The sequence below is a fragment of the Desulfoplanes sp. PS50 genome (genome assembly GCF_053851535.1).
This window is the reverse complement of sequence record NZ_JBSPZA010000002.1, coordinates 104,697-131,373: the sequence shown is the minus strand read 5'-3', so window position 1 is coordinate 131,373 and position 26,677 is coordinate 104,697. Positions and strand designations below refer to the sequence as shown.

22 protein-coding genes are annotated in these 26,677 nt (G+C 57.4%); 5 read left to right on the top strand and 17 right to left on the bottom strand.

Annotated elements, in window-relative coordinates:
* Positions 1-21: 21 nt before the first annotated feature.
* The 5 genes from ACTVJH_RS01900 to ACTVJH_RS01880 are packed head-to-tail and all read right to left on the bottom strand — an operon-like array spanning position 22 to position 1,996.
* Positions 22-366 (bottom strand): nucleotidyltransferase domain-containing protein, encoded by a 345-nt coding sequence (locus ACTVJH_RS01900; protein WP_455986894.1) that lies wholly within the window; start codon positions 364-366, stop codon positions 22-24.
* The gene (locus ACTVJH_RS01895) at positions 363-788 is read right to left on the bottom strand and encodes a nucleotidyltransferase substrate binding protein (RefSeq protein ID WP_455986892.1); all 426 of its coding nucleotides are present in this window, start codon (positions 786-788) and stop codon (positions 363-365) included. The genes ACTVJH_RS01900 and ACTVJH_RS01895 overlap by 4 nt, the downstream gene beginning before the upstream one ends.
* Positions 785-1,243: an N-6 DNA methylase gene (locus tag ACTVJH_RS01890; RefSeq protein ID WP_455986891.1), complete on the bottom strand. Its 459-nt coding sequence runs from the start codon at positions 1,241-1,243 to the stop codon at positions 785-787. Before ACTVJH_RS01890 ends, ACTVJH_RS01895 begins: the two co-directional genes overlap by 4 nt.
* A 2-nt stretch (positions 1,244-1,245) precedes the next feature.
* Complete coding sequence (locus tag ACTVJH_RS01885) at positions 1,246-1,674, bottom strand: PaaI family thioesterase (protein ID WP_455986889.1); 429 nt, start codon at positions 1,672-1,674, stop codon at positions 1,246-1,248.
* A 25-nt stretch (positions 1,675-1,699) separates the two neighbouring features.
* Positions 1,700-1,996 carry a hypothetical protein gene (locus ACTVJH_RS01880; RefSeq protein WP_455986887.1) on the bottom strand — a complete coding sequence of 99 codons (297 nt, stop codon included), beginning with the start codon at positions 1,994-1,996 and terminating at the stop codon, positions 1,700-1,702.
* A gap of 111 nt (positions 1,997-2,107) precedes the next feature.
* Here ACTVJH_RS01880 and ACTVJH_RS01875 point away from each other — a divergent pair, with 111 nt between their 5' ends.
* Positions 2,108-2,587 carry a phosphatidylglycerophosphatase A family protein gene (locus ACTVJH_RS01875; protein ID WP_455986885.1) on the top strand — a complete coding sequence of 160 codons (480 nt, stop codon included), beginning with the start codon at positions 2,108-2,110 and terminating at the stop codon, positions 2,585-2,587.
* 43 nt (positions 2,588-2,630) lie between these two features.
* On the opposite strand, the gene ACTVJH_RS01870 is transcribed toward ACTVJH_RS01875, so the two are convergent.
* From ACTVJH_RS01870 to ACTVJH_RS01855, 4 genes are all read right to left on the bottom strand, one after another.
* Positions 2,631-3,263 carry a cyclase family protein gene (locus tag ACTVJH_RS01870; protein WP_455986883.1) on the bottom strand — a complete coding sequence of 211 codons (633 nt, stop codon included), beginning with the start codon at positions 3,261-3,263 and terminating at the stop codon, positions 2,631-2,633.
* Positions 3,264-3,437: 174 nt separating this feature from the next.
* Positions 3,438-5,165 carry a dipeptidase gene (locus tag ACTVJH_RS01865; protein ID WP_455986881.1) on the bottom strand — a complete coding sequence of 576 codons (1,728 nt, stop codon included), beginning with the start codon at positions 5,163-5,165 and terminating at the stop codon, positions 3,438-3,440.
* 116 nt (positions 5,166-5,281) lie between these two features.
* Positions 5,282-5,668: an aspartate 1-decarboxylase gene (gene panD / locus ACTVJH_RS01860; protein ID WP_455986879.1), complete on the bottom strand. Its 387-nt coding sequence runs from the start codon at positions 5,666-5,668 to the stop codon at positions 5,282-5,284.
* Between the two features lie 316 nt (positions 5,669-5,984).
* Positions 5,985-6,848 (bottom strand): pseudouridine synthase family protein, encoded by an 864-nt coding sequence (locus ACTVJH_RS01855; protein WP_455986877.1) that lies wholly within the window; start codon positions 6,846-6,848, stop codon positions 5,985-5,987.
* A 215-nt stretch (positions 6,849-7,063) separates the two neighbouring features.
* Here ACTVJH_RS01855 and ACTVJH_RS01850 point away from each other — a divergent pair, with 215 nt between their 5' ends.
* From ACTVJH_RS01850 to tyrS, 4 genes are all read left to right on the top strand, one after another.
* The gene (locus ACTVJH_RS01850; protein ID WP_455986875.1) at positions 7,064-8,194 is read left to right on the top strand and encodes a glutamate synthase; all 1,131 of its coding nucleotides are present in this window, start codon (positions 7,064-7,066) and stop codon (positions 8,192-8,194) included.
* The gene (locus ACTVJH_RS01845; RefSeq protein WP_455986873.1) at positions 8,158-9,792 is read left to right on the top strand and encodes a glutamate synthase-related protein; all 1,635 of its coding nucleotides are present in this window, start codon (positions 8,158-8,160) and stop codon (positions 9,790-9,792) included. Before ACTVJH_RS01850 ends, ACTVJH_RS01845 begins: the two co-directional genes overlap by 37 nt.
* 287 nt (positions 9,793-10,079) lie before the next feature.
* Positions 10,080-12,464, top strand: a complete 2,385-nt coding sequence (locus ACTVJH_RS01840; protein ID WP_455986871.1) for an FAD-dependent oxidoreductase — start codon at positions 10,080-10,082, stop codon at positions 12,462-12,464.
* Positions 12,465-12,820: 356 nt separating this feature from the next.
* The gene (gene tyrS, locus ACTVJH_RS01835; protein WP_455986869.1) at positions 12,821-14,164 is read left to right on the top strand and encodes a tyrosine--tRNA ligase; all 1,344 of its coding nucleotides are present in this window, start codon (positions 12,821-12,823) and stop codon (positions 14,162-14,164) included.
* 122 nt (positions 14,165-14,286) lie between these two features.
* Here tyrS and fdhF read toward each other — a convergent pair whose 3' ends face one another.
* The 8 genes from fdhF to pssA form a co-directional block, all read right to left on the bottom strand.
* Positions 14,287-17,046, bottom strand: a complete 2,760-nt coding sequence (gene fdhF / locus ACTVJH_RS01830) for a formate dehydrogenase subunit alpha (RefSeq protein WP_455986954.1) — start codon at positions 17,044-17,046, stop codon at positions 14,287-14,289.
* Between the two features lie 7 nt (positions 17,047-17,053).
* Complete coding sequence (locus tag ACTVJH_RS01825) at positions 17,054-19,051, bottom strand: FAD-dependent oxidoreductase (protein WP_455986867.1); 1,998 nt, start codon at positions 19,049-19,051, stop codon at positions 17,054-17,056.
* A gap of 310 nt (positions 19,052-19,361) precedes the next feature.
* Positions 19,362-20,537, bottom strand: coding sequence for a murein transglycosylase domain-containing protein (locus tag ACTVJH_RS01820; RefSeq protein WP_455986865.1), 1,176 nt, complete (start codon positions 20,535-20,537; stop codon positions 19,362-19,364).
* 317 nt (positions 20,538-20,854) lie between these two features.
* Positions 20,855-21,928 (bottom strand): 3-isopropylmalate dehydrogenase, encoded by a 1,074-nt coding sequence (leuB, locus tag ACTVJH_RS01815; RefSeq protein WP_455986863.1) that lies wholly within the window; start codon positions 21,926-21,928, stop codon positions 20,855-20,857.
* A gap of 294 nt (positions 21,929-22,222) precedes the next feature.
* The gene (locus tag ACTVJH_RS01810) at positions 22,223-22,717 is read right to left on the bottom strand and encodes a 3-isopropylmalate dehydratase small subunit (RefSeq protein ID WP_455986861.1); all 495 of its coding nucleotides are present in this window, start codon (positions 22,715-22,717) and stop codon (positions 22,223-22,225) included.
* Between the two features lie 206 nt (positions 22,718-22,923).
* On the bottom strand, positions 22,924-24,183 hold the full coding sequence (gene leuC, locus ACTVJH_RS01805; RefSeq protein ID WP_455986859.1) for a 3-isopropylmalate dehydratase large subunit: 1,260 nt from the start codon (positions 24,181-24,183) through the stop codon (positions 22,924-22,926).
* Positions 24,168-25,703 carry a 2-isopropylmalate synthase gene (locus ACTVJH_RS01800; protein ID WP_455986857.1) on the bottom strand — a complete coding sequence of 512 codons (1,536 nt, stop codon included), beginning with the start codon at positions 25,701-25,703 and terminating at the stop codon, positions 24,168-24,170. Before ACTVJH_RS01800 ends, leuC begins: the two co-directional genes overlap by 16 nt.
* Positions 25,704-25,904: 201 nt before the next feature.
* Positions 25,905-26,666, bottom strand: coding sequence for a CDP-diacylglycerol--serine O-phosphatidyltransferase (gene pssA / locus ACTVJH_RS01795; protein WP_455986855.1), 762 nt, complete (start codon positions 26,664-26,666; stop codon positions 25,905-25,907).
* Positions 26,667-26,677 lie beyond the last annotated feature (11 nt).

Sequence of the window (26,677 nt, the reverse complement as noted above, 5' to 3'; positions counted from 1 at the left end):
GTATCGCAAAAAAATTTTATCTCAACATCCATCATCACCACCCACTACCGGCCGATCTGCGTTGCGGCTATAGATCTCCACGCCCACCCGTTTGATATGTTCTTGAAAGGGCTCATGGGTAATCTCATGCAATACCGTGACATCCAGAACCCAGGGCAGATCCAGGTCGTCCAGTTCCAGAAGAATCCTGTCCCGTTCTTTGGGTGTGATCTCTTTGCCTTGCAGGTTCAGGTCGATATCCGATCCCGGTCTGTGACAACCTTTGGCCCGTGAGCCATAGAGCACGGCCCGTTCCACGGCGGGATGCCCTGCCAGAACCGTGCGGATTCGCTCCCAAACCTGTTCACTCAGCCCAAAAGGCATCATGCCTCCCCGGTCCCGTCCAGAATCGTCTTGAACCGCTCGACCATGCGTTGAAATTCCGGATAATACTCGCCCAGAATGCGGCCTGCTATCTCCTGGGCAACATCCAGATCATAGGTGTGCGACGAACGATTCCGGTCCAGGATCATGGACATCCAGGTCTCGCCGTTTTCGATCAGACCGTTGGCAAGGGCTGAACGGACCGCTCCCTTGGAGCCGATGATATGGCCCACGCCCTGGTATTCCAGGTAATCCTTCAATACATTCCAGGCCAGTTCATGGGTGAACTCGAATGCCTGGATGAGTCCCTGTTCCTCCAGGTCGGAAAGCTCCCGCTTTTCAGCCAGTTCCACGGCCTCGGCCAGCCGGGCCAGGGCCCGCTGGTAATTGTCGAAACGCTGTTGCCAACGAATATCTTCGGTCATGACTCCCCTCCATCGGACACGATCAGGGTCTGCACCTCGCCCAGCAATTCCGCACTCTCGGCATCCAGCGCGGCGATCTCCGCCAGAATCTCCTGCGGCTCCCGAAGGTGCGCTTCTTCCGGCGCATTGGGGTTTTTCACGGACAGGTCATAGGTGGTCGTGTCGATATCCGCCACATCCACGATCCAGGACTTTTCCGAGTCAGCAAAATCCGCCTGCAGGGTGACGAATTCCTTCAAATCGTCGTCGTTCAAGGCATTGGTCTTGCCCAGGCTGCGGCCCGGATCGAGCTGATAGTACCAGATCTTCCGGGTGGGCGCGCCCTTTTCAAAAAGCAGAACAACCGTCTTCACCCCGGCCCCGAGAAAGGTCTTGGCCGGACAGTCCAGCTCCGAGGAGCATCCCGCCTCTTTCCAGAGGACATCATCTATATTCTTGAAGATTTGTTCAAACATATCTACGACTTCTTCCGCCGACTTATATTATACACCCCGCGACCCTCGGCCACGTGGACGTGGGGACTGCCCTTGGACCAGACCACCACATGGGCGTTGCCCACCTTGTTCCGCAGCAGTCTGACTTCCGCCCGTGCGCAGAGATCATCGGCCGTTGCCGGCCGCAGGTAGTCGACACTCAGGGTTATTGTGGCCACAAAATCATCCGGGCTGCAGCGTGTCCAGACGGCGAATCCTCCACAAATATCGACCAGGGTCGAGATGACGCCGCCGTGGATAAAGGATCTACCCGCATGCCCGACAAGTTCTTCTTTGAAGGGAATGTGCAGCAGGACACAGTCTTCCTGAATCGCGTCGACCCTGATCCCCAACAATCGGTGAAAAGGAAAGCCGGTTTCAATAAATGCTTCAATATCTTTAGTCTGATTCATTCTGAACGATCCCCCGAACCAACATTTACCTTGCTGCGACAAACTCCCAAACCCTGGCCAGCACATAGACGGCCAGGCCGAACAGGGTGAACATACCGATCAGAGACATGGAAACAATCTGCTGCAAAAAATGCTGCAACAGGGGCCAGGAAATGTCCTCGATCCAGAGCAGCTTGACCGGATCGATCAGATCCCGGATATGAAGCATGGTCCAGACATTGGTCAGGGCCATGATGGTCAGCTGATACAAAAAAACCAGGATCGCCGCCATCCAGAAACAATAGGCGAACCAGACCAGGGACCATTTTTTTCTTCCATCCATTGTTCATTCTCTGTATGTTCGAACCGTTGTGTGCCAAAAGGGCTTTCTTACGGCCCATTTAAACGGGACGCAAGCAAACCCGAAACCATCTCAAAAACGGAAGGTACCGTCATGAAGACCAGCAATCTCTCTCTGACCGACACCATTCTCAAGAACATCGCCACCCTGTGGATTTCCGGCCACGGCCCCAAGGCGCCAGGCACCTGGGGGTCTTTGGTGGCCATGTTCCTGGCCCCTTTTGCCTTTCTGCCTCTTTCACCGGGCTACCGGTTCCTCGTTCTGGGAATCGTCTTTATCGTCGGCGCCCTGGCAGCGGCCCGGACCGAAAAGATCATGGAAGAGAAGGACCCGGGATGCGTGGTCATTGATGAACTTCTGGGGTTGTGGGTCTGTTATCTTTTTTTCCCCCCGCTTTCGCCCCTTCTTCTGGCCATCGGCTTTGTCCTCTTCCGCATCTTTGACATCCAAAAACCCTGGCCGGTCCGCGCCTCTGAAACCTGGCTTCCGGGCGGATGGTCGGTCATGATCGACGATGTCATCGCCGGGATCTATGCGGGATTCTGCCTCTGGCTGGTCACGCTGGTGGCATAGCAAGAAGAACTCCTGCCGCAGACGTAAAGCAATACCGCCCTGCTCACTCCACAATGGCCAGAGCCCGGACCGGGGAGCCGTCGCTGTCCTGGATCTTCAGGGGCAGGGCCAGAAAGGTGAATCCCTGTGCAGGCAATTGGGTCATATGGGTCAGGTTCTCGACGATCAGAATCTCATGCTCGAGCAGAATGTGGTGAACAGGCAGCTGCTCGTCCTCCATACGGTCGATGGAGATGGCGTCCACGCCGACGCCATTGAGATGGAAACGGGTCAGCAGCCGGGCTGCCTCCTCGGTCAGACAGGGAAATCCTGAAAAATAAGCCGGATCGCCCCATTTTTCCTCCCAACCGGTTTGCAGAAGCAGAAAATCGACCCGCTGAAGCAGGGATTCCAGGGGCTCAAGATCCTCTTTGCCGATCGCGGTTTTCCCCCGGACATCCACGCAGCATCCCGGTCCCAGGAACCGATCCGCAGTAACACGGTCCAGACCGGATCGTCCCCCGAGGATATGAGAAGGGTTGTCCATGTGGGTTCCCGTGTGCGTGGTCATGGAGACGAAACACTCTTCAAATCCGTGTTCGGCAAGGGTATTGGCCGGGGCAATCCTCACCTGCGGGGTTCCCGGAAAAACGGGCATCCCCGGTCGGATCACATGGGTCAGATCGATCACCTGCATAACATTCTCCCTGCATGGGTTGCAGACAAAAACGCGGAGCCAAGCCCGAAAAGGTGTCGGCCCCGCGTTTTTCCAATCAACAGCTGATTAGGGCGGACACAAGGTCCGCCCCTACGAAGATTAACGCGTCTCCGGTCTCCCTTCCTGCGCACTGCATCCTGCGCACTTACTCCCCTACTTCTTTTTTTCATAACTCGTCGGCCCATTGGGCCAATCGGTCTTCATGTACCAATCCTTGGGATATCCGACCGGCTTGGCCATGTCCTCGGGTGAACTGATGAATCCGTCGGCATACCGGGAAACCAGCAGCCAGGCGAAATTCCACCAGTCCCTGACCACCTGGTTGGCCTGATTTTCACAAAAGGTCGTCAGCAGTTCGCGTGCCTTTTGGGAATCCTGGTTGTACAGATCAAGGGCCTTGGCATCCATGGCCTTGATGGCCTCGATCTCGGTGGTTTCGATCTGATCCTGCATCTTTTGAATATCCTTGATCATGTACTCGTATTTCAGTCCCGCCCAATTGGCCACGAAATTGAACGCCCACCAGGCGCTGTTCTGGTCGAACCGGCGTGTATCACAGGTCAGATACGGCTCGGCAACGCGCAGGGCACCCACATAAAAGGGCACATAGCAGGTGCTCATGGGCTGGTCCGCCCCGAACCAGACGATCCCGCCGATAGGATCGGGAAGCCATCCCCTGGCCTGGCACACATAGCTGTATCCGCAACGATAAATGGAGATGGGCCGTTCCCAGGCGCCTTCACGCTTGATGGACGGATCGCTCGTGTCACCCGAGGGATCCATGCCCCCGGCATACCGGTAGGGACACCCAAAGGGGCCGGCGGCCAATCCCTTGGAAAGATCGAATTCCGTGCCCTGGTAATAATCGCGGTACAGGCTCATGACATCGCGCACGTCCAGCTTCTGGTCCGGCTTGATGGTCAAGGGGTAAGCCCGGGTAAACCCATCCTCGACCCAGGGAGAAAGTTTCTTGGAAGGGGCCAATCGGAACTGCAGCCGCCAGACCCTGCGCAGGGAATAATAGGGATGGTTGTATTCGCCCTCGCTCACCGTGCGCAGCCAGTCGAGCTTGCCGTCCTCGGGCTTCCACCAGCCGTGCTTCTTGGCGATGGCGTGCAGGTCCTTTGAAAAAAGCGTGTTCGGATCATCGGGATCGATCTCCCGGATACGCAGCTCGTTGGCGGCCACAAAAACCTCGCCGTCAGGGATCTTCTTGGCCACCCAGAGGCCGCCCCGTCCTTCGGGACTCGGGGCCATCTCGATGACCCACCCCTCTTCGGGATCGCCGATGGGCAATGTCTCACCGGTGCCGTAGTATCCATAGGTTTCGATGAGTTCACCGATGAGTTCCACGGCCTCTCTGGCGGTTGTGCACCGCTCGGCCGCCACCCGCCCGAGTTCGGCACTGTAGAAGATGAGCTTGCCGGGAACCGGCTCAGCCTGGACCTTGGCCCCGTCCGTACATTCGCCGAACATGACCTGATGCTCGTTCATGATGGCGTAATCCCCATCATAATAGGCATAGGTGTGCTCGACCTGGGGGATGAATCCCAGGGGAATGGATTGTGGTTGATACGGATCGACATAGCTTGGTCCGCGATCCGTTCCCACGTATCTGGGCTGAAAATACCCATGAAACTCGGGACGTTCGCCTATGGAATAGGCGTCGTAATAGACCGGACGCATGGAACCCGGATCGTGATCGGCTGCGGGAACATAGATGAGCCGCTGATCGGCGTAGAACTCACTGTCATCGGAATGGGCCACAAAGACGGACCCGTCCTTGGAGGCCCCTTTGGTCACCAGAAGCGTCGTACAGGCCTGCACGACTGTAACGCCGAAAAAAATTCCGGCAATGACCAGCACAATGATCCTTTTCATCTCTCATCCTCCCTGCTCCACGCTGAACATTCATTGACATCCCGGCTCACACAGTTGTGATACCCATTCGGATAGATGCACGTTTTTCACTGGCAAATCAAGGGAGGATGACGAAATCAGCTCTCATGACCAGGACATTCCGTAGTCCGTCCACTGTCTGCAGCCCGATTGTCCTTGTTGACAAAAACGACCGTGGGAACATGATTTTTTGCCTGCTCATCCTCCATTTCCTGCCAGGAGGCGATGATAACCACATCCCCCTTGGCCACCAGATGGGCGGCCGCGCCATTGATGCAGACCACTCCGCTCCCGGGTGTTCCGGGAATGGCGTAGGTATGCAGCCGGGTTCCGGAGGTCACGTTCCAGACATCCACCCGCTCGTTGGGCAGGATATCGGCCAATGCCATGAGATCGGCATCCAGGGTGATGCTCCCTTCATAGTTCAGATCCGCACCGGTCACGGTGGCCCGGTGGATCTTTGATTTCAGCATGGTTCGGGTCATGATAGATACCTTGGGAAAAAAGAGGAAAGGGTTAAGGGTTAAGATAAAGTGCGCAGTACGCAGGGAATGCGAGGTTAGCAGACCTTATGCAAGGCTAAAGTGAATGCTTAGCGAGCTTGCGAGGTTAGCAGACCTTATGCAAGGCTAAAGTGAATGCTTAGCGAGCTTGCGAGGTTAGCAGACCTTATGCAAAGCTAACGGAAAACGCTTCAACTTTGTGCGACTGAAGTTACAAACTTGTAAAAAAGGTGCTTTTCAAGGCTGCAAAATAATACAATTTCGTTAAAATTTTCAAATGTCAAAGGATCGGGACCGGTCAATCGAGGAAAGCGCGCAGATCCAGATCCCATGTCGGCAGACAAAAGGCCTGAAAATCCTGCATGTGAACTTCCAGATGGTGGAGAAACATGGTAGAACTTGTTATATCCGGCGAACGCCCGTACAGGGGGTCGCCGACAATGGGATGACCGCTTGCAGCCAGGTGCGCGCGGATCTGATGGCGCTGCCCCTTGTGGATGCGGGCCCGGACCAGGGTATGATCGCCGACTTTTCCAAGAGGGGTGATCCAGGTATGGCGAAGCGGATCATCGGTGTCCGTACTTAAAACGCGGACCTTGTTCCGACGGGAGGAATCAATGGCCCGCTTGATGCATATCTCTTCATCCACCTCGTTCCAAACCATGGCCAGGTAGGTCTTTTCAACCAGGCCGCGTTCCTGAAGATGCAGGTAGAGGGACCGGGACGCAGGGGAACGACCGACAAGCACCAGCCCGCTGGTCAGATAGTCCAGCCGGTTCAGCAGAAAGGCATCCTCGCCCGGAAAAAGAGTCTTCAGGACCTCTTCAACGCTCCCCGGACGTTTTCCACGCACCGAGTGAACCCGGGCGGGCTTGAACACGGCGGCAAAGAGATCCGAGCCGGTCACGAGGTGAAGGTCTTCAAGGGAGTCGATCTGCTCTTCACGTCTCACCGCGTTCGGCAGCAGGGTAACCATCTGCCCGGAGCGGACCTTGAAAGAGGGGGGACGGGGCACATCCTGCACACGGATGTCCATGCGCTCCCACAGGGAACGTCTTTTTCTGAGCCCCAGGTCGGGAAAGGCCAGGATCAGGGCCGCATCCAATCGGGAGCCCTCGAATTCCCGAGTAACCATGAACTGTTTTTCATCGTGTAATGCCATACACTCCTCAAAAAATATCTGCTCGTGACATGCAGGTAGGTGCAAACCCCGGACTGTCGATGATCGCATTCGGGTTTCATAAACAGGTACGAATCATCGGTCCGCTCGTCACATTGGCCGACCGATCCGCCACCCGTGTGCCCCCTGTCCGGCGGTACACTTAATCCATTCCCCCTTGGTGGCAACCAGAAACATCAGCCCCGGAGAAATTATCCATGTGTCGTTTATTCGCCCTCACCAGCCAGGATCCGATCTCGCCCATGCTGGCCATCAAGGCCCTGGACGTCATGCGCGAAGGTCATGACGGATCAGGGGTCGGCCTCTTTTTGAGCGGCCTGAGCGGTCCTTTTGAAGATCTGAAAGACTGCCCGGTGCTTTCGGGCATCTTCACCACCCAAGGCATCAGACGCCTCGATCAATTCATGATGGATCACGATTTCATGACCAAATACAAGACATCCACCCGGCTTCCTGACAATCCGCCTCCAGGAACGCCCAAACGGGATGTCTATCTCGCCCGAGCCTATGAAAAACCCGAGGCCTGGAAACATCTTTCCCAGGAAAAGCAGGAGGAGGAGTTGGTCCGTATCCGACTTCAACTCCGACGCATGGGGGAGGAGAACAACGATATGACGGTGTTCAGCTTCTGGCCGGACACGATCATGATCAAGGAGCTCGGCGATCCCATGGCCGTGGGCAACTATCTGCAGCTCGACCGCAAGGAATTCTACGCCCGGGTCATCCTGGCCCAGGGCCGCCAGAATACCAACTATGCCATCAATCTGTACGCCTGCCATCCCTTTTTCATCCAGGGCATCTGCACCATGACCAATGGAGAGAACACCGCATTCGTGCCCATCCGTGAATTTCTGGAATCACGAAACATCCTCGGCTATGAAGGCTATCAGTCCGATTCCGAGGTCTTCACCCACATCCTGCACTTCACCCTCAAGCGGCTCGGCCTGGACATCGACGCGTACAAACACATCATCACCCCCCTGCAGGACACGGATCTGGACAGCCATCCGGACGGCCCGTTTCTCAAACAGCTCAAGGCGACCTGCCGCAAGCTGATCATCGATGGCCCCAACTGCATCATCGGGTGCCTGCCTGACAAGTCCCTGTTCATGGTCCAGGACAGCAAGAAGCTTCGCCCCGGTGTCGTGGGCGGCAAACCGGGCATCTACGCCTTTTCCTCGGAAGTCTGCGGACTCGATGCCGTGCTTCCGGACAGGGATGTCAAAAAGGACATCCAGCCCATGCATCTCGACACCGTGATCGTACCCCCAACCCTCCAGGAGATCCGCATATGCCGTCAAACAGACCCATTACACCTTCAACACTAAGCCCCAAGGACCTTCCCTGGCAGATCGACTGGGACATGGCCAAGTGCACCCTGTGCGGCCAGTGTACCACGGTCTGTCCGGTCAAGGCCATCGAACTCGGGGTCTTTCGCAAGCGAGAGGTCAAAACATCCATCGGGCTCCTGACCCCGCCCAAGAACGAATTTTCCATCTATTACGGGATCAGGCAGAAGACCGATCCGGCCTTCTCCTGTATCGGCTGCGGCATGTGTTCCATGGTCTGTCCCAACCAGGCGATCATGCCCCGGCGCAACGATGAAAAGGACAAACTCGGCTTTCACAAGAACATCGGTGGCAAGCCCAGAACCCGGGGCGGCAGGCGCAATGACAGCGATTCACTGCTCGACCGGATCAAGTTCATCCGCATTTCCATGCTCACGGACCCGGCCCTTGATGCCGGGCGGCATGAATTCAACCTGCGCACTCTGCTCGGTCGCGTGCTTCCGCCCGAAGAAGGACTGCAAACCTTTCAGGAAAAGGGATGGGCCCCGCCGGTACGCGAAATCTACCCTCTGGTCATCGGCGGAATGTCCTTTGGCGCTCTTTCCCCGAACATGTGGGAGGGGTTGCAGATGGGTGTGGCCTATTTGAACGAGGAGATGGGCATGCCCGTGCGCATCTGCACGGGCGAAGGCGGCTGCCCGCCCAGACTGCTGCGCTCCCGGTTCCTCAAATATGTGATCCTGCAGATCGCCAGCGGGTATTTCGGATGGGACGAGATCATCCATGCCATTCCACACATGAAAGAAGACCCCTGTGCCATCGAGATCAAATACGGTCAGGGGGCCAAGCCCGGCGATGGCGGTCTGCTCATGTGGCACAAGGTGAATACACTCATCGCGGCCATTCGCGGGGTCCCTGCGGGGGTCAGTCTTCCGAGCCCGCCCACCCATCAGACCCAGTATTCCATCGAGGAGTCCGTGGCCAAGATGATCCAGTCCATGAGCATGGCCTGGGGATTCCGGGTCCCGGTCTATCCCAAGATCTCGGCCTCTTCCACCTCCCTGGCGGTGCTGAACAATCTCACCCGCAACCCCTACGCGAGCGCACTGGCCATCGACGGGGAGGACGGAGGAACCGGCGCGGCCTACAACGTATCCATGAACCACATGGGTCATCCCATCGCCTCGAACATTCGCGACGCCTATCTGAACCTGGCCCGGCTCGGCAAACAGAACGAAATCCCCATCTTTGCCGGGGGCGGCATAGGGAAAAACGGCAACCTGGCCGCCAATGCCGCGGCATTGATCATGCTCGGGGCGAGCGGCATCCAGATCGGCAAATACATCATGCAGGCCGCGGCCGGCTGTCTGGGATCGGAGTCCGACCGGTGCAACGTGTGCAATATCGGGGTCTGCCCCAAGGGGATCACCTCCCAGGACCCGCGGATCTACCGCCGCCTGGACCCGGAAAAGGTGGCCGAGCGGGTCGTTGAAACCTACCTGAGCTTTGATACGGAACTCAGAAAAATCATCGCCCCCCTGGGCCGGTCCACCTCCCTGCCCATCGGCATGTCCGACGGCCTGGGCATCAACGACAAATCGGCAGCGGATCGATTGAGCATCAAGTATGTGGTATAAATAAAGTGCGCAGGGCACAGTGCACAGTGCGCAGTTGGGGTGCTTCCGAAATATCTCCACCATGCACCAATCCCGGAAACTCCGTAGGGGCAATTCACGAATTGCCCGTTTGAACGAGCCCCGGGAGGCGAGTGCAAACAAGCGCTGCGCCCCACATAAATACATATTCCGCCATATACCGCGACCATGAACGAATCGGTTTTTACCTGCGCACTGCGCACTGTGTACTGCGCACTTCCTACTGCGCAGTGCGAAATTAAAAACTCGAAACCCACCGAGCCCTTACCATGACAAAAACAATACATATATCAGGCCTGCAAAACGGCGAGCGCATTGAATCCCGCATCCTGGAGGAACAGATCCAGAACGCCGTGAACACGGGTGCCCGGATTCTCGAAGTCGAGGCACTGGGTCAGCACGGTATCGGGGGAAGACTTCCGGTGAGCGAGCAGGAACCCGTGCATATCACCATCACCGGATCTTCGGGCCAGCGGACCGGATCCATGGGATTCCCCGGGACCTTTATCGACATCCATGGCCCGGCCTCGGATGACATCGGCTGGCTGAACGCCGGGGCCGAGATCACGGTCCGGGGCAACGCCTCCAACGGCGCGGCCAACGGCATGGCCCAGGGCAGGATCTTTGTGGACGGTTCCATCGGGGCCCGGGGCATGACCATGACCAAGCGCAATCCCCGGTTCGATCCGCCCGAGCTGTGGATCAAGGGATCGGCGGGCGATTATTTCGCTGAATTCATGGCCGGGGGCATCGCGGTTGTCTGCGGGATCGACGCTCAGACACCGGACAATGTTCTGGGCTATCGCCCCTGTGTGGGCATGGTCGGAGGGAAAATCTATTTTCGCGGCCCCATCCAGGGATTCAGTGAGGCCGATGCCAAGCTCGTGCCCATGGATGATGCCAATTGGGACTGGCTGTCGGCCAATATCAACATCTTTGCCGACCGGATCGACCAGCCCGGAATCATCGACCAGCTGACAAACCGGGATGAGTGGCAGATCATCGAGGCCCGGCTTCCCTTTGAAAAGGTCGAAAAGCGTCATCTCTCCATGGCCGAATTTCATCGCAATGTCTGGGACCAGGAGCTGGGTCGCGGCGGACTTGTGGGTGACCTGACCGACCTCGACCGCTCGCCCATTCCGCTGATCACAACGGACACCCTGCGCCGATTCGTTCCTGTGTGGGAAAACCACAAGTACATGGCTCCGTGTCAGGCCAGCTGTCCCACGGGCATCCCGGTTCAAAAGCGATGGCAGCTGATCCGGGAAGGCAACCTTGAACAGGCCATTGACATGGCCCTCAGATACACCCCCTTTCCGGCCACGGTGTGCGGGTATCTCTGTCCCAATCTGTGCATGCAGAACTGCACCCGGCAGATCCAGCGCATGTCCCCCATTGACGTCCATGTCCTGGGCCAAAAGTCCATCGAGGCCAGGATGCCCGAACTTCCCCCACGCACGGACAAAAAAATTGCGGTCATCGGCGGCGGTCCGGCTGGAATATCCGTTGCCTGGCAGCTGCGCCTTGCCGGGCACAACGTGATCGTATTCGACCGGGACACGTCCCTTGGCGGCAAGATCACCTCGGCCATTCCGGAATCACGCATTCCCAGAGAGGTCCTGGAGGCGGAGCTCGCCCGGGTCAGGGAGGTCATCGAGCACGTCCAGCTCGAAGAAGACATGAGCGCTGAAAAATTCGCCGAGCTCCAGAGCGACTTCGATTTCGTGGTCGTGGCCTCGGGTGCGTCTTCGCCGAGAACTCTGCCCGTACCAGGCAAGGAACATCTGATCACGGCCCTTGATTTCCTGAAACAAGCCAAGGCCGGGACCATCCAACCCGGCAAGCAGGTGGTCATTATCGGGGCGGGCAATGTGGGCTGCGACGTGGCCACAGAGGCCGGGCGTCTCGGGTGCAGGGACATCACCCTCATCGACATCCAGGAACCCGCATCCTTTGGCAAGGAACGCGAAGAGGCGGAAAAATACGGGGCCGTGTTCAAATATCCCTGCTTCACCAAAGAAATCACGGACCAGGGTGTCGTGCTGACCACCGGGGAACTCGTACCCGCGGACATGGTCATCGTGTCCATCGGCGATCAGCCCGAACTCTCCTTCCTTCCCAGGACCGTTGCCACTAAACGGGGTTGGATAACGGTGAACGACGTTTTCCAGACCACTGATCCCAAGGTGTTCGCCATCGGGGATATCGTCAAACCCGGCCTGATCACCGACGCCATCGGCGCGGGAAGACGGGCGGCCCTGGCCATCGACGCCATGCTCACGGGCAGTCGCCCCACGGGCGATCCCGCTACCATGCTCGAACATACGGCCACCAGCCTCGAATACGTTCAGAGAGACGGGGAACAGTCGGAAATGATCGACTACTCCCGCATGACCCTGGAATATTTCAATCCCAGGGTCACAGAGTTTGAATCCCTTGACCGCTGCGCCGAGGAATGCTCCTCCTGCGGCTCGTGCAGGGATTGCGGCCTGTGCGTGGCCATCTGCCCGCAGGAAGCCATCTCCAGAAACGCCCTGGACAACGGAGACTTCGAAATGGTCTCCGACCCCAAGCGGTGCATCGGATGCGGCTTTTGCGCGGATGCCTGCCCGTGCGGGATATGGACATTGGTTCCCAATACGCCGATGGGGTAACTACGGTTTTAGGTTTTAAGTTTTAAGTTTTAGGTGTTAGGTGGTTAGGACGGGAAAAGGGAAAAGTGAATGCTTAGCGAGTTTGCGAGCCTTAGCAGACCTTATGCAGAGCTGACGGGAGACGGGAAAGGACCTAAAACCTAAAACCTAAAACCTAACACCTAAAACCGCTCTTTCTTGACATACACCGTCTCTCCGCCTATGCAGACCGGGTTTCAACCGATCAATTTCAACCACACAATCGACATGCACATCTCCGGTATCGCGTACCCATACTATTATTACCGTATGAACATGATGTCGGGGGTATGCTGACCTGAACCCAAAGGCCGCACACCACCCAGTTGCGGTCATATATGTTCCCAGGAGGCCGTGACGCGAACACGGCCTTTTTTATTGCCAAGGAGAACGATCAGATGAACGTGCTTGAAGAACTCACACAACGGGGATTTATCGAGAACACCACCCATGACAAGGAACTTGCCGAGTATATCGAGGCGGGCAACGCGACCTGTTATATAGGGTTCGATCCCACCGCCTCGAGCCTGCACGTGGGACATCTCATCCCGATCATGTCCCTGACCCATATGCAGCGGCATGGTCACCGTCCCATCGCCCTGGTGGGCGGGGGCACTGCCCGGATCGGCGATCCCAGCGGTCGGAGCGAGTTGCGGCAGATGATGACCTACGAGACCATCAAGCAGAACGTGGCCGGGATCAAGAGCCAGCTGTCCAACTTTCTGGACTTCTCCGAGGACAGGGCCCTCCTGGTCAACAATGCCGACTGGCTGGCCAAGCTGGAATACATCCCCTTTCTCCGGGATATCGGCCGTCACTTCAGCGTCAACCGAATGATCAAGTTCGAAAGCTACAAGCAGCGGCTCAATTCCGAGGAAGGCCTCAATTTCATCGAATTCAACTACATGCTCCTGCAGTCCTATGATTTCCTGAATCTCTTCGACACCTATGGATGCCGCATGCAGATGGGCGGGTCCGACCAGTGGGGCAACATTGTCGCCGGGATCGAACTGACCCGCAAGATGCGCCAGGAAACCGTGTTCGGCATGACCTTCCCCCTGATCACCAAGAGCGACGGCTCCAAAATGGGCAAGACGGCCCAGGGCGCGGTCTGGCTCGATCCGGAAAAGACCTCCCCTTACGAATACTTCCAGTTCTGGGTGAACACCCAGGATGCGGACGTAGCCAGATTCATGAAGCTGTTCACCCTGCTCCCCCTGGAAGAGATCGAGGAAGTCGAGACCATCGAAGACGCGGCCATCAACCAGGCCAAGACCATCCTCGCCTATGAGGCCACCAAACTGGCCCACGGCCGGGAAGAGGCGGACAAGGCCCAGGCGGCGGCCGCATCCATGTTCGGGTCCCGAGAAATACCCGTCACCCTGCTGCCCTCGAGCACCATCCCCCGCACAGCCAAGTCCACCGAAGAGGCGGTTCCCGGCTCAACGATCCCGGCTTCGGAACTCGAAGCGGGCATTACCGCGTTCAAGCTCTTTCAGATGACAGGACTCTGCGCCTCCGGCGGCGAGGCCAAGCGACTCATCAAACAGGGCGGGGCGAGCATCAACGGCACCAAGGTGGACAATTTCGACGAGATCATCACTCCTGCCCACGTCCAGGATGGCAGTCTGCTCCTCAAGGCGGGTAAAAAACGCTTCCACAGAATCGACCTGACCAGCTAGGCTGGAATCCCGATTCCAACGAACAAATACGCGAGGTCCGCATCCTTTTCTGGGTGCGGACCTGGTTTGTTTGTATCTCAGAATGATCCTGACAGGATTTTGGGCGGACACAAGGTACGCCCCTACGATGAAAACGTAAAACCGTGAACCTTCTCCACCCGTACCGCACATTCCTTGAACGCCGGGATGCCTGAATCGGGGTCTGTGACATCGCTGGTCAGGCGATTGACGGGTACCTCCCTGAAATGGAAGGTTGCAAAAACCTGGCCCGGGGCGCAGCGATCCGTGAGCACACAGGAGGCAGTGACCGATCCCCTGCGGGAGGTGATCCGGACATGGTCACCATCGATCAGGCCGAGCCGTTTGCCGTCATCGGGATGGATCTCGACCCGTTCCTCCGGGGCCATCCGGTCGAGATCCTCAGAACGGCGGGTCATGGTTCCGGTATGGTAATGATATCTCGACCTTCCCGTGGTCAGATACAGGGGATAGTCGGTGTCGGGCGTTTCCAGGGGCTTACGGTATGCAATAGGGAACAGACGCGCCCTGCCCCCGGGAAAACCCCGGGCGTACAGAAAACGCGTGCCCGGATGTTCCGCCGTGGGACAGGGCCATTGCAGACCCCCCTCCTCTTCCAGCCGCCCGTAGCTTATTCCCGCATAACTCGGCACATGGGCCCGGATTTCCTCGAACACATCCCAGGCCGATTCATGATTCCAGGCAGCAAGCTCCTTGCTCCTGCCCATGCGCCGAAGCATGTTTCTGGCCAGTTCGGTGATGATTTTCCACTCCGACCGGAATCCGTTTCCGGGAGGGATACCCCTGCGCACACGCTGAACCCGCCGTTCGGTGTTGGTGAAGGTCCCGTTTTTTTCGGCAAAACTCACCCCCGGCAGAATCACATGGGCGTGGCGGGCTGTTTCCGTGAGAAAGAGATCCTGGACCACAAGAAAATCGAGGCTTGCAAGCCCCTTGATCACCTGGTCGCCATCGGCCTCGCTCAAGGCGGGATTCTCTCCCATGATGTACATGGCCCTGATCTTTCCGGCGCTGGCCGCCTCGAACATGCGGGGAGCGTGCAGACCCGGTTTCCGGGGCAAAACACCTGCATATCCGCTGATTTCAGCCAGCTGACGCGCCTGCTCCGATCCCACAGGGACATATCCGGGCAGAACGTCGGGCAGGGCCCCCATGTCACAGGCCCCCTGCACGTTGTTCTGCCCGCGCAGGGGATTGATCCCGGTTCCCGGACGCCCTATCTGCCCGCAGGCCAGGCACAGATTGGCCAGGCTCTTGACGTTGTCCGTGCCGCGCGCATGCTGGGTGATGCCCATGGTGTACAGGATCATGGCCCGGGAGGAACGGGCATACACAAGCGCGGCCCGAACCAGATCGTCCGCCGGTATCCCGGTGATCCGCGCCACCCGGTCCGGGGGATAGTCGCGCACCATGTCTTGCAGTTTTTCCAGTCCGGTGCAGTGTTCACGCACAAAGGACTCGTTCCACAATCCTTCCTTGAAAATAAAATGAAGCATCCCGTTGATCCAGGCCACATCCGTGCCCGGCCGGGGACGCAGCCAGACATGGGCGAACCGGACCAGGTCGACCTTGCGGGGATCGACGACAATGAGTTTGGCCCCCTTTCGATCCACGGCCCTGCGGATTTGAGCCGCGATCAGCGGATGGGTGGCCGTGGTGTTGCTCCCGGCGACCAGGATGCAGTCGGTCTCCTCGATCTCGGCCATGGAATTGGTCATGGCCCCGCTCCCCAGTGCTGCGGCCAGACCGGCCACAGTGGGAGCGTGTCAGAGTCGGGCACAATGGTCCACGTTGTTCGTTCCGACAACCGTTCGAAACAGTTTCTGGAACAGATAGTTTTCCTCGTTGGTGCATCTGGCCGAACTCAGACCGGCCAGGGAATCCGGGCCGTGATCCCGTGCGATCGCATGCAGCCGTTCGGCGACATGGGCCAGGGCCTCGTCCCATGAGGCCGTGCGGAAACCTCCCTTTTCGCGGATCAGGGGGGCGGTTATCCGCTCGGGAGAATGAATAAATCCGAGGCCGAACCGTCCCTTGGCGCACAGGGAACCGTCATTGACCCCTCCCCGGCAGGAGCTGACGCCCTGGACGCGGTCCTCCTGAATCCGAAGGTCCATTTCACAGCCGCATCCGCAATAGGGACAGACCGTTCTGACCTTCTTCATCTTCACCCCGACGGGCATCGTGTCCCCACCATGGGTCGGGGTCAGGGCGTTGACCGGACAGACGGACAGACATTCCCCGCAGGAAAGACATTCATCCGCGCCCCGTATATCCCTGACAGCCGGGCCGATCGTGGTCTCCGCCCCATGGCCGATAAAGGAGAGAACGGACTGGCCGCTGATTTCCTCGCAGGCCTTCACGCACCGACCGCACAGGATGCACCGGTCCGGATGATAGGTGATCAGGGGGGTTGCCCCATAGGTTGTCGGCCCCTTGGGGACGGGACAAAAGCCCAGTTCATCGATCTCCGCCTGGGTGATCCCATAGCGCCGGGCCAGTTCCTGAAGCTGACATTCCCCGTCCAGTTCACAGGTATCGCAGTCCAGACGGTGGTCCATGAGCAGCAGAAGCAGGGTATCCCGGCGGAGTTTTTCCAGTTCGGGGGTGTGGGTCCGAACGACCATGCCGGATCGGGCCGGGGTGGTGCATGCGGCAACCGGCGATGCGCTTCCCTGAACCTCCACAAGGCACAAACGACACGAGCCAATGGGCTTGAGCCGCTCATGATAGCACAGGGTCGGAATATGGATCCCGTTTGCCCGGGCAACCTCGAGGATGGTCTGTTCCCTTTGTCCCGTACAGGGGATGTTGTTCAGAGTGATGGAAATATGTGTGGTCATCTCTCTTTTACTGTCCATGGGTACGATCCCCTTCCCTGCCGATCATCACGATTCGATAGCACCGCAGACATCTGTCCGCCTCGAGCAGGGCGTCTTCAGGAGAGATGCTCTTTTCCACCTGATCAAAATCTCTGATCCGTTCCTGCACATTGCGTTCACGCATTTTCATCCTGTCGAATCCCCGGGCCGGCCGGTCGATCACGTCCTTGTCCAGCCGTGCCAGGAGATTGTAGAAAAAACTGAGCTGCTCGTCTTTTTCCATGGCAGGGGGGATACCCCGGATATATTGATCTATGGTCCTTGCAGCCCGTTCTCCGGCCGCCAGGGCCTCGACCAGGGTGGCCGGCCCCGAGGTGCAGTCACCTCCGGCAAAAATGCCCGAGACATTGGTCGCCATGGTTAGGGGATCGACCTGGAGGGTCTTCCAGCGTGTCATCTCGAGGGCACAATCTTTTTCCATCCAGGATATGTCCATGCTCTGCCCGATGGCCGGGATGACCATGTCACAGGCAATGACATATTCAGAACCGGAGACGGGCTCGGGCCTGCGTCTGCCTTTTGCATCGGGCTTTCCCGGCTTCATGCGCACGCATTCCACCCCGGTCACCCCGTTTTCTTCGCAGAGGATGCGCACCGGATTGACCTGAAAATGGAAGTTCACACCTTCTTCCTCGGCCTCGTGAATCTCCACCTTGTCCGCGGGCATGGCGGCCCGGTCCCGTCTGTAGACCAGATGCACCTCGTCGAACCCGAGGCGCAGGGCCGAACGGGAACAGTCCATGGCCACGTTCCCACCACCCACCACAAGGGCCTTTTTGCCCCGGCGCGCCAGCTTACCCAGATTGATCCGGCGCAGGAATTCCACCCCAAGCATGTAACCGGGTGGATGTTCATCTTCCCCGGCAATACCCATGGGACGACCATTCTGCGTGCCGATGCCCAAAAAAACCGCATCAAACTCGGTGTGCAGCGTTTGAAGGCTGACATTCCTGCCCACCGTGGTCGAGTAACGGATGGTCGCCCCCATGTTCTCGATGACCCTGATTTCCTCGCGCAGGATATTGCGCGGCAGTCGGTAGTCGGGAATCCCCAAAGCCGCCATGCCGCCGGGCTCTTCCATGGATTCGAACAGGGTGACCTGATGCCCGCGCTGGAGCAGAACATAGGCGGTCATGATCCCGGCGGGACCACTCCCCACAATGGCCACCCGGCCCGCTTGAGGCGAGACATCACCTGGAACCCTCCCAGGACGCACGGCCGCCTCCAGCTCCACATCCGAGACGAATTGCTTGAGATGTTTGATGTCCACGGGATTGTCCAGCATACCCCGTCGGCAGGCCTGTTCGCAGAATCGCACGCATACCCGCCCGCACACAGCAGGCAGAGGGTTGTGTTCCCGGATCACGTCCAGGGCCTGGGCATAGCGCCCCGAACGGATGAACTCGATATATCCGGGAACATCCAGATGCACGGGACAGGCCTCGATACACGGAGCGGTAACCTTGAAATCATACCTTCCCCGTGATCTGCGAAATGGATTCACCACAGCGTCCACGAATCGATCTCGGAACTCGTCCATGAGAACCCTGACCGTGACAATGGACTGATGCCCCATCTCGCACATGGAACCGGCCCGAACCACCTCGATCATCCGCTCGATGGCAGCGATGTCCTGCTCCCGGCCATGCCCGTCGCAGATCCTGGTCAACAGATCGGCAATGATCCGCGTCCCGGCACGGCACGGCAGGCATTTGCCGCAGGATGTCTCCTGAATCCTGCAGGCATAGGCCCGGGCCATGTCCACCGGGTCGGCCCCCTGGCCGATCAGAAAAAAACCCTTCCATCCGAGAAGACAATTCATCTTCACACCGGGTATCCCCCTGCTCATCTCGCAGAGTTCAAGAAGAATGGCCTTGGTCTCGGCAGGCAGAGTTTCCAAGGATTCACCGGCATACCGCACCCCGTTCCACACCCCGAACAACGTGCACGATTCAGTATGATTCATAAGCCAGCACTTCATTGATTATCGTTTGGGAAAAAAATACACATGGAGTACGCAGTGCTTGAAGTACGCAGTGCGCAGTGCACAGTACGCAGAAAAAGCAGAAACAGCGGTTTTAAGTGGTAGATTGTAGGTGGTAGGTGGTAGATTGTAAAATCTTCAGAAAAAGCAGTATCGTGTCATGAATATAAACCTAAAGGCCATATAATTTTGTCTTTTCTGCGCACTGCGCACTGTGCACTGCGTACTTGTGCACTGCGTACTTTTTGTCTTTCCTTCCTAACCACCTAAAACCTAAAACTTAAAACCGCCCCTACAACTTGACAAATTCCTTCTTGGCCGAAACGACCTTCTGAACATACCGTCTCGTCTCCCGGGCCGGAAGATCGGCCACCAGGGTCCTGTACACGTCCCCCGGATGCATGCGGTTGATCTTTTCGGGTGCCCGGTCTCGATCACGGGAAAAGGTCTTGAGCACGGAACCGGCCCCTCCGTTGTATGCTGCAATGACGCAGTATTCACGGGAAACCGGATCGGTAATCTTTGCCAGGTACTTGTAGTTCAAAATGTGCAGGTAGACCGCCCCGTACCGGATGTTGTTCCCTGGCTCAAACAGAAAATCTCGGGAGGGAACCCCCTGGCTGTCACCCAGAAACCCGGACACATCCTGACCGGCGGTCGCCGGAACAATCTGCATCAACCCGTAGGCCGGGACATGGCTGACGGCAAAGGGATTGAAATCGCTCTCCGTCTTCATGATCGCATAGATCAGATTGGGACTGACCTTGTAGAGCCTGGCACATTCCAGAACATGGGGCCTGAATTTCCGGGCGCGAACCATGAGATGATCCTTGACCATGGGAATGTTCACATAATGGACGGTCCGCCTGTGTCCCTGGGCGGTAATTTTCCGCGATTGCATCTTCTCGCTGACCAGGACATCGGCAAACCGATTGGCCCGCCACTCCCAGCGAATCGGCTGGCCATCCCTGTCAAGCACCTCATTGTATAAGAAGGGAGTCTCCCCGAGAACCACGGACCTGTCCGAATACAGATCCACTCCTCTGGGATCGTTGGGTGTGAGCAATACCGTGACAATGGCCTCGCACAGACTCGACTCGGGCTCTTTGTCATCCACTGTTTCCACGGTAACGATCCCCTTGTCGAAATCCACCCAGGCCCGGGCCTTGTAGTTCTGGGTGTACTTTACATACGTCGTCGGGGTTGGCTCTTTGGTCTCCTTCTCGCCCCACTCTGGGGTAACCGCCTTCCGGAACCGATCGAGCATGCCGGCGAATTCCTTCAGCCGAGCAGCCACAACCTGTGGATGGGAGACATAGTAGACGCCCTTGCGAAGAACCAGACGCCCCGGTGCCATGATATCCCCGGAAATCGTTGCCGTGGTCACGGAAATGATCTCCCGGGTGGAGCAGGAGGAGAGGGAAACAAGATGCAGACAGATGAGGGAATAGACAAGGATCTGTTTCATGAACATGACGGATAAACGATCACCAAGAAAAGATAAAGCACGGCCAAAGGCCGGGAACGGGGGAAAATTTGATGCCAAACCCGACAACAGGGCTGCTACAGGGCTGATTTGTTCACATGGCTCAACCGTTTGAATGAGCTTTGAACGTACCAGTTTCAGACCCCGGCACAAAACGAAGGCAGGATGCAGGGCGTCACGTTGCCCTGTATCCTGCCTTCTGAATTAACAAATCATCTTGGAATGTTATAGAGACACTACTCGAACGAAAAAGGGGTCTTTTTTTCCCGTATCCCTTCTCCTGCCTCCTGTCTCCATTTTTACACCCTTTCCGCCACAAGATCCCCCATTTCCTCACCGCCGACCTGGGTTCGTCCCTCTTCCATGATATCGCCGGTACGGTATCCGGCCTCAAGGACATTTCTGACAGCCTGTTCCACAGCCCGGGCCTCGTCCTGCATATCGAAAGAATAACGAAACATCATGGCCAACGAAAGGATGGTCGCCAAAGGATTGGCCTTGTCCTGCCCGGCAATGTCCGGGGCCGAGCCATGGATGGGCTCGTAGAGACAGGGACCGGTCGAGCCCAGGGAGGCCGAGGGGAGCATGCCGATGGACCCGGTAAGCATGGCTGCCTCGTCCGAAAGGATGTCCCCGAACAGGTTGCCGGTGACAATGACGTCGAACTGGGAGGGATCGCGCACCAGCTGCATGGCTGCGTTGTCCACGTACATATGGGAGAGTTCCACCTCGGGATAGTCGGCTGCAATACGGATCACGGTTTCCCTCCACAGCTGGGAGACCTCGAGGACATTGGCCTTGTCCACGTTGCAGAGTCGCTTGCCCCGCTTCATGGCCGTCTCGAAACCGATCCGGGCGATGCGTTCCACCTCGGAGCGTTTGTAGACCATGGTGTTCAGGGCGGCCTCTTCCCCATCCCTGGACTCAAATCCCTTGGGCTGCCCAAAATAGATCCCCCCGGTGAGCTCCCGGATGACCATGATGTCGATCCCCCGGGCCACGATATCGGGCCGGAGAAAAGAGGCCTGGGCGAGTTCCGGAAAGAGCATGGCCGGACGCAGATTGGCGAACAGCCCCAGCTCTTTGCGGATGGCCAAAAGCCCGCGTTCGGGGCGGATGTCCCGCTCGATTTCGTCCCATTTGGGACCGCCCACCGCACCGAGCAGAACCGCATCGGACCGTTTGCAGGCCTCCACGGTCTCATCTGGCAGGGGAACGCCCTTTGCATCGATGGCCGCCCCGCCGATCAGCGCGGTCTCAGTGGTCAGCAAGTGGCCGAACCGTTCATTCACGGCCTCAAGCACCTTCACGGTCTGTCCGACAATCTCCGGACCAATCCCGTCACCAGGAAGAAGACATATATTTTTTTGCATGATTGTCCTCGAAACATATGAAATGATATAAGATGGAAGTACACAGGGCGCAGTTCATAAAGTACACAGTTCATAAAGTACGCAGTGCACAGTGCGCAGTGCGCAGAAAAGACAAAATCAGATGGTCTTTAGGTTTATATTCATAATAACATACTGGTTTTTTTAAAGACTTTACAACCTAAAACCTAAAGCCTAACACCTAAAACCTGTCATTTAAAACCGCTGTTCCTGCTTTTTCTGTGCACTGCGCACTGTGCCCTGCGTACTGTAGTGCACTGCGCACTTTTCTATCTCCTACGCCGACTTCTGCCGTTTCACGTATTCGATAAGCCCTCCCCCTTGCAGGAGTTCCTGCATGAATGCGGGGATGGGCTGGAATCTGATTTCGGTGCCCTTGGTGACGTTCTTGATGACCCCTTCCTCGACCTGGATGTCGAGCTCGTCCCCATCTTCGATCCCATCGATCTGATCGCCGACTTCCAGGAGCAAAAGCCCCATGTTGAACCCGTTGCGGTAAAAGATACGCGCAAAGCTGTGGGCCACGACTACGGGTATGCCCGCGCCGAGAATGGCCAGGGGGGCGTGTTCCCGTGAGGAACCGCATCCGAAATTCTCGCCAGCCACCAGGATATCGCCCTGCTTGACCCGGTTCACCCATCCGGGAGTCAGACCTTCCATGCAGGAGGCCCCGAGTTCCTTGACGTCCGAAGTGACCAGAAACCGCGCCGGTATGATGGCATCCGTATCGATATGGTCACCAACCTTATGTACCTGTCCGGAGAAATGCATTGTTGCTCCTTTTTTAAATACGGTTTTAGGTGTTAGGTTGTAAGTGTTAGGTCACAGACCACTGTTCCCGGTCTCCCGGCAGCGACGCGTACGATCTGCTCACCTCACTCCGTTAGCATATCTCCCTAACGCCTTACCCCTTAACCCTTAACCCTTTTAACCAGCTATAAACCTTAAAACCTAACACCTAAAACCTAACACCGCTGTTAAACCTTTTCCGGATGAACGATCTCCCCGGCAATGGCCGTGGCCGCGGCAACATCCGGTCCGGCCAGATAGACTTCTGCCTCGAGACTTCCCATGCGGCCCTTGAAATTTCTGTTTGTTGTGGACAGACACCGCTCGCCTCCGGCCAGGATGCCCATGTGCCCGCCGAGGCAGGGGCCGCAGGTCGGGGGACCGACAATGGCGCCGGCATCCATGAAGGTCTCGATAAGTCCTTCTTTAAGGGCCTGCTTGTAGATCCCGGGCGTGGCCGGCAGAACCACGAAACGCACGCCCTTGGCCACCTTGCGTCCCTTGATGATCCGGGCGGCCCGGCGCAGGTCCGAGATCCGGCCATTGGTGCACGACCCCAGAACCACCTGATCCACGGTAATGCCGCGAACCTCGCTGACCGGCTTGACGTTGTCTGGAAGATGGGGACAGGCGATCTGGGGTTCCATCCCGGTCACATCGATATGCACCACCCGGGCATAGGTGGCATCGCTGTCAGGGGCGAGCGGCTGATCACCCAGCCGCCCATGCTCACGGACATAGGCCAGGGTGGTTTCGTCCGCGGGGAAGAGCCCGACCTTGCCCCCGGCCTCGATGGCCATGTTGGCCATGGTCATCCGCCCTTCCACCTCCATGGCCTCGACCACGGAGCCGCCGAATTCCAGGGCCTTGTACAGGGCCCCGGAAACCCCGATCCTGCCGATCAGGTTCAAGATCACATCCTTGCCGGTGACAAACGGACCCAATTCTCCGGTGATCTCCACCCGGATGGTCTCGGGAACCTTGAACCAGGTCTCTCCCAGGGCCATGGCCGCGGCCACGTCCGTGCTTCCGAGTCCCGTGGCGAACGCACCCAGCCCGCCATAGGTGCAGGTATGGCTGTCCGCGCCGACCACGATGTCCCCGGGACCGACAATGCCCAGTTCAGGGAGCAGGGCGTGCTCCACACCGACCTCGCCCCCTTCGTAATAGTGGACAATTCCCTGGGCCTGGGCGAATTCGCGGACCAGCTTGACCTGTTCGGCCGAGGCGATGTCCTTGTTCGGGGTAAAGTGATCGCAGACCAGGGCCACCTTGGTCGTATCGAAAACCCTGTCCACATCCATGGCCTTCAGGGATTTGATGGCCAGGGGCGCGGTGATGTCGTTCGCCAGGGCCATGGATATTTCGCATTGCACGATCTGCCCCGGCCCGGTGATCGCTTCCCGACAATGGGCCTGAAGAATTTTTTCCGCTAAGGTCTGGTGCATTTTATCTCCTCTTCTTCCTTTTTTGCCAATCGGTTGAGGGCATTGATATACGCCTTGGCACTGGCGATGATCACGTCAGGGTCAGAGGCTCTGCCCACTGCTGTTTTCTCGCTTTCACCCAACTTGACCGTGACCTCGCCCAAAGCGTCGGACCCTCCGGTGATGGCGTTGACGCTGTACCTGAGCAGATCAGGGTGCTTGCCGACAAGCTGGGAAATGGTGTTGAAGACCGAATCAATGGGCCCTTCTCCGAATCCGGCAAGCTGCTTTTCCGTGCCGTCGACGTCCATCTTGATCACTGCCGTGGGGATGGCCATGTTGCCGGACATGGCACTCAGATAGATCAGTTTGTACTTGTCCGGCAATCTGAAAATCTCCTCCAGGACCACGGCCTCGATGTCCTCGATGAAGACCTCCTTTTTCCTGTCAGCCAGCTTCTTGAAGGCTGCAAAAACAATATCCAGATGTTCTTCCGAGAGTCGGTATCCCAGCCCTTCCAGCCGCTCCTTCAATGCGTGCCGGCCGGAATGCTTGCCCAGAACCATGTCGGTAGTCGTCCGGCCGATATGTTCCGGGGTCATGATCTCATAGGTCTGCCGGTTCTTGAGCACGCCGTCCTGATGGATTCCCGATTCATGGGCAAAGGCGTTGTCGCCGATGATGGACTTGTAGGGAGGAATGGGCTGCCCGATGATCATGGAAAGCAACCGGCAGGAGGGATAGATCTGCTCCTTTTTGATCCCGTTGCTCAATCCGTAGATATCGGAGCGAACATCCAGGGCCATGACCAGCTCTTCCAGAGCCGCATTGCCCGCCCGTTCCCCGATCCCGCACAGGGTCACCTCGGCCTGCCGCGCTCCGGCGCGAATGGCGGCCACGGTATTGGCCACGGCCAGACCGAGATCATTGTGACAATGCACGCTGAAAATCGCCTTGTCGCTGTTGGGAACATGTTCCAGGAGATAGGCGATGAGTTGACCGAATTCATCCGGTTGGGCATAGCCCACGGTATCCGGGATATTAATCACCTTCGCCCCGCAGGAGATGGCCAGTTCCACGATCCTGGCCAGGAATTCAGGCTCGGACCGGGAGGCGTCTTCAGCGGAAAATTCCACATTGGAGGTCAGTGAGGCGGCATAAGTGACCGCCTGTTTGGCCATCTCCAGGACCTGATCCTTGTCCTTGCGCAGCTTGTAGCGCATGTGAATGTCAGAGGTGGCAATGAAGGTGTGAATGCGTGGATCGGCCCCTTCCCGAATCGCCTCCCAGGCCCTGTCGATATCGGGTTTGATGGACCGGCAGAGCCCGGCAACCTGACACTCCTTGACCTCTGCGGCGATGGCCCTGACTGATTCGAAATCCCCGGTACTGGCCGCCGGGAAACCGGCCTCGATAATGTCCACGCCAAGATGTTCCAGCTGACGGGCAAGACGGATCTTCTCCCGCAGGTTCATGGTGGCGCCGGGAGACTGCTCGCCATCGCGCAATGTGGTGTCGAAAATGAAAATGTTCTCTTCCATGGTGTCCTCCAACGTGGGTGATGAGGATGGGCATGCGAAAAAATCGTGTGAATATGGTTCCCGGATTTCAGGTAAGGTACACCTGACATTGTTCCCGATGATACGACCGCCCGCATGCTCAAAAAAAAGACGAGAAGGAATGATTCCGACTCGTCTCGCTCCAACTATGGTGGTGATACATATACAAATGTCTTGAGCTTGCTATAGTAGCTTGGCGGACGGTCTCCGTTGTCTATAGGATCGTAGTAGGGGTAGAATAATAAAGGTATGAACGGGACCGGAAACAATGTACCCGATAAAAAAGATAAATCCGAGCAGCTTCGGTTCGGAAGCCACCAGGACAAAGAGCATGATCACGGTGACTGTGGCGCTGAAACGATGGGCCCTGACCACCTCGAAATCCTTGAACGAGGCATACCGGACATTGCTGACCATGAGCAGTGACAAGACAATGACCAAACCCAGACAGAAGGCAGGCAACACAGAGGTCATCGCACTTTCAGGAAGAAAAGGGGCAAAGAGCACCAAACATGCCAGGGTACACGCGGCAGCCGGAATGGGCAGGCCGACAAAGAACCGCTTGGAGACCACATTGACCTGAACGTTGAACCGGGCCAGGCGCAAGGCCCCGCAGACGATGATCATGAACGAGGAGACCAGCCCCAGCCGACCGAAAACGTGGGTCTGCCAGAGATAGATCATGAGTGCCGGGCTGACCCCAAAGGCGACCAGATCGGCCAGGGAGTCGAATTGAACGCCGAAATCCGAGGATGAATTGGTCAATCGTGCGACCTTGCCGTCCAACCCGTCGAACAGGCAACTGAACAGAATCGCCAGAGCGCATTTTTCGATCTGCCCGTCAATAGCCCACAATATCCCCAGAAAGGCCGTGAACAGACTGGCCGTGGTCATGAGGTTGGGCAGGATATAAAATCCTTTATGAGCTGGTTTTTGGTGGGGCATAATGGGTTGTG